This is a genomic window from Bdellovibrionota bacterium (genome assembly GCA_035292885.1).
Taxonomy (GTDB): Bacteria; Bdellovibrionota_G; JALEGL01; order JALEGL01; family DATDPG01; genus DATDPG01.
Map to the genome: position 1 here is coordinate 1 of DATDPG010000003.1, position 3298 is coordinate 3298.

At 56.8% G+C, this 3298-nt stretch carries 4 protein-coding genes; 2 read left to right on the forward strand and 2 right to left on the reverse strand.

The genetic code is table 11. The features are described 5' to 3' along the window. Positions 1-146 precede the first annotated feature (146 nt). The gene (locus tag VI895_00035; protein ID HLG18185.1) at positions 147-920 is read right to left on the reverse strand and encodes a hypothetical protein; all 774 of its coding nucleotides are present in this window, start codon (positions 918-920) and stop codon (positions 147-149) included. Continuing rightward, positions 904-1623, reverse strand: a complete 720-nt coding sequence (locus VI895_00040; GenBank protein HLG18186.1) for a zinc-ribbon domain-containing protein — start codon at positions 1621-1623, stop codon at positions 904-906. The genes VI895_00035 and VI895_00040 overlap by 17 nt, the downstream gene beginning before the upstream one ends. 68 nt (positions 1624-1691) lie before the next feature. Between VI895_00040 and VI895_00045 the strand changes: the two genes are divergently transcribed. Both VI895_00045 and VI895_00050 read left to right on the forward strand, forming a co-directional pair. Then, entirely contained in the window at positions 1692-2420 is a 729-nt protein-coding gene (locus VI895_00045; protein HLG18187.1) for a hypothetical protein, read from the forward strand. Continuing rightward, positions 2417-3298, forward strand: an 882-nt coding sequence (locus VI895_00050; protein HLG18188.1) for a lysylphosphatidylglycerol synthase transmembrane domain-containing protein, incomplete at its 3' end; no start/stop codon positions are given. The genes VI895_00045 and VI895_00050, both read left to right, overlap by 4 nt.

Consider the following 3298-nt stretch of genomic DNA (forward strand, 5'->3'; position numbering starts at 1 on the left):
AAAGCCCGTGCTCTTTGTTCTCGGGTCAAAATGTCCTCAACGTACCTATTCAAGTACGCTTCCGGGCATTTTGACCCTGCGGCCTCGATCACGGGCTTTTCGCTCGGTCTCGCGACGAATCCATTTATGAGACCGGTTCTAATTCGTTAGTCAGTCGCTCTCGTTCGCTTGCGGGCGTATGCGATCAGTTCTGGGCGGGGTGTTCCTCCCGAGAGCAAAATCCGAAGATCGTTGTCGCGCAAGTGTTGAGCGAGGCCGAGAGCCGCCGGCAAGGGCGTGTTGGGATTGAACACCAGTGCTTTCTTCACGCTGTACTGAGCCATCCAACGATCCGACGAGAGAATTTCCTCCAAAACCGGTGCGGGTGCCTGATGACGCGCGGCGATTCGGACGACGTCGCGTTCCGATATCCGCGGATTTCGAAGCAGGTCCCGAATCACGAGCGGATGACTTTCGAACAAAAGGAGTTCGAGCATCCGCCGTTGATTTCCTTTGGATAACTGTTTCTTTTCTCCCACCGTCAGAGCCGCCAGCTTCACGGAATAGCCCTCCGGAATCTCCTCCGCCTCAGCCTTGGATCCGCGGTCCGACCGCAGGAATGCTCGAACTTCATTCCAGCCCTCTCGGCTGGCATGTTCATACAGCGCTGAAACGGTTTCATAGCCGAGTTCCCGGAGGATCGACCGATGCGTGACAAGATCCAAATGAAGGCGCCGCAACGGGCTCCTTCGATCGGTGGCCTTCTGGAAAATCAATTGAATGATCCCGCTGATTTCGTCCGGCGTCAGCTCTTGGAACATCCGGATTAATTTGGCCAGTCGTTGACGAGGTTCTTTAATCCCCTTCGTCCATTCCGAGAGCCGTGAAATCCAGATCTGGTCGTGGCCCGCAACCGGGGAGATGCTATTTGACCGGCCCACGCTCGCCCTGAATCGTCACATTGTAGTTGCCGATCGATGCGTTCGGGAGATCGGCTTCCAACGTGAATAGAGTCTTGGTGTACGGTGCAATATCCTTCGAGCAACAGGGGGCTGCCGTCCTCCCAAGGAATTCGCCGTTGACCGAGAAAACCTCCAGTAGAAGAGAAGGTTCGGGAATCTGATTGTCGGAGTAATTGAACAGTTCGCCTTCCACACGGAAGATCTGCCGGGAATCGTCCTTTGGTTCCACCGTTCCCACATTCCGGAGGAGGTTGGGGCCCGGTTGCCATCGGTAACGGCCGTATTGGAAAAGAAGCTTCAGGTTATGCGGCGTCGGTCTGGATCCCATGGCGGTGAGTCCTAGAAGAATTCCGGACAGGGCGACCGACGCCACGATCGCGACCTGAATAAGCCGCTGGTTCCACGGGTGGTAATGTCGTGCAATCGGCGCGAACGTGCGCCCGGGCGGAATTTTGGGCGGCGAAGGGGCCGGGGAAGCCGCGTTCCCCGATCCGGAAGGTGCGCGGGGCACGGGCTCGGACTCCGATTTCGCATCGCTCTCTTTTTCCTTCGGGGATCCTTCGAGCTTTACGACGAAGATATGCTCGCACTTCGCGCACCGAACGCGCGCGCCACCCGGCCCGATCTTGTTCGGATCCATTCGGAAACGCGAGTGACACTGATCGCATTCGACGACCATCATGGCGGCACCGGATGATACCCTTGTTTCCTTCGCTTGACACACCGGAGGCGAATTCCTACCGTGATTCTATGAAAAACGCCGTCGCGCGGGGACTCTTGTCGGTCGTTGGAACTCTCTTGCTTGCAGATGCTGCCGCCGCAACGACCGTGCAGTCCGATGCGGAGTTGGCCCAAGCCGATCTTTTCCGGGTGGCAAAGCGCTACGTTCTCACCCGTCTCCCTTCCTCCCCGTCCGGAGGAGCCAAGAAAATGATTAAACTGGAAGACGCCTCTTCTGGCATCCTTCGTTTTCGATTCCAGGACGGTCAGTATCACGACGATGCGGCGTTGATCGAAGTGATCGAGTTGGATCAGGGACAATCTAAGCTGCGCGTGACTCTTGAAGCCGATTACGTCGGGCGGGCGCAGTTGATGATGGAGAAGATCCTTCAATACGCGAGCGACACGAATCTCGGATTCAAAGCGCGCGAACTTCCCTACCCGTCGCCCCGTGTTTTCCAAAGCGCAAAACGGTTTGTGCTGAAGAATTGCGCGTCGGGCGGCACGAAAAAGGAGGAAGTGATCAAGCTGGAATTCGAGGATGTAGGGGTGCTGCAGTTCGTGTACCGCGATAAGGCGTTTACGGACCCGGACGCCATGGTGGAAATTACACCGTTTGGAGATAAGGCTTCTCGCTTAACGCTCTCCCTACCGAAAGATCCGGTCGGACGCCGACTGCTATTGGAAGATGCATTGGTCAAAGCGGTGGAGGACGATCTAGGAGAACCGAAACAGGGTTCGACCAAGGTCGAGGAATGAAAAAGAAGCTCCTGATCAGCATCGTCGTCGGCGGTGTTTGTCTCTGGCTGGCGCTGCGCGGTACGCATTGGTCGGAAGTGGTATCTGAAATGCGGAATGTGCGTGTTGCACCGCTGATCCTCATGTTCATGATGCTGGGTCTCACCCATTACTTTCGGGTCCGGCGGTGGCGCGTGCTTCTTCGCCCGATCGGAAGCGTGGGGATGAAAGAGCTGTTCGGAATCAATGCGGTGGGATTCCTCGCCATTCACGCGCTTCCGTTCCGCCTCGGCGAAGTGACGCGGCCGTTGCTTCTTAAGCGCCGGCACAACATTTCGCTGTCGGCGGGCCTGGCCACGATTGCGGTGGAACGGGTGTTCGACGGCCTGATGTCGGCGCTCCTCCTATTTGTCGGAATTTACGCCGCCCCGATCGGTTTCGGAGAAATGCCGGCGATCGGCATGGGAGTTAAGACGATGGCCATTGCCTGCCTGGGCATTTTTCTCGGACTTTTGGTTTTTCTTTGGCTGGCGGTCGTGCACAAGGATCGGGCGGTCGCGTTGATTCGTTTTGTCGCCCGTCTTCTTCCCGAAACGATCTCCCATCGATTGGTCCATGCCGCGCATAACTTTCTCGACGGGCTTCGCTCACTTCCGGATCTCAAAAGCCTTTGCTGGATTTTCTTTGAATCGGTCTGGGTGTGGGGTGTCATGGTGGCGGGATTTTGGTTCGTTCTTCGAGCGTTCAGCTTGGATCTGCCGTGGGCGGCTCCCTTCAGTATTCTCGGGATACTGGCGGTCGGAATCACGCTTCCCAACGCTCCGGGATTCGTCGGAACGTATCAGTTGTTCGTTGTGTCAGGTCTTGCGCTTTACGGCGTTCCGAAATCGACCGCCTTC

Coding starts and splice junctions, on each gene's coding strand:
- VI895_00040 (HLG18186.1), bottom strand. CDS start 1,623: ATGATGGTCGTCGAATGCGATCAGTGTCACTCGCGTTTCCGAATGGAT.
- VI895_00045 (HLG18187.1), top strand. CDS start 1,692: ATGAAAAACGCCGTCGCGCGGGGACTCTTGTCGGTCGTTGGAACTCTC.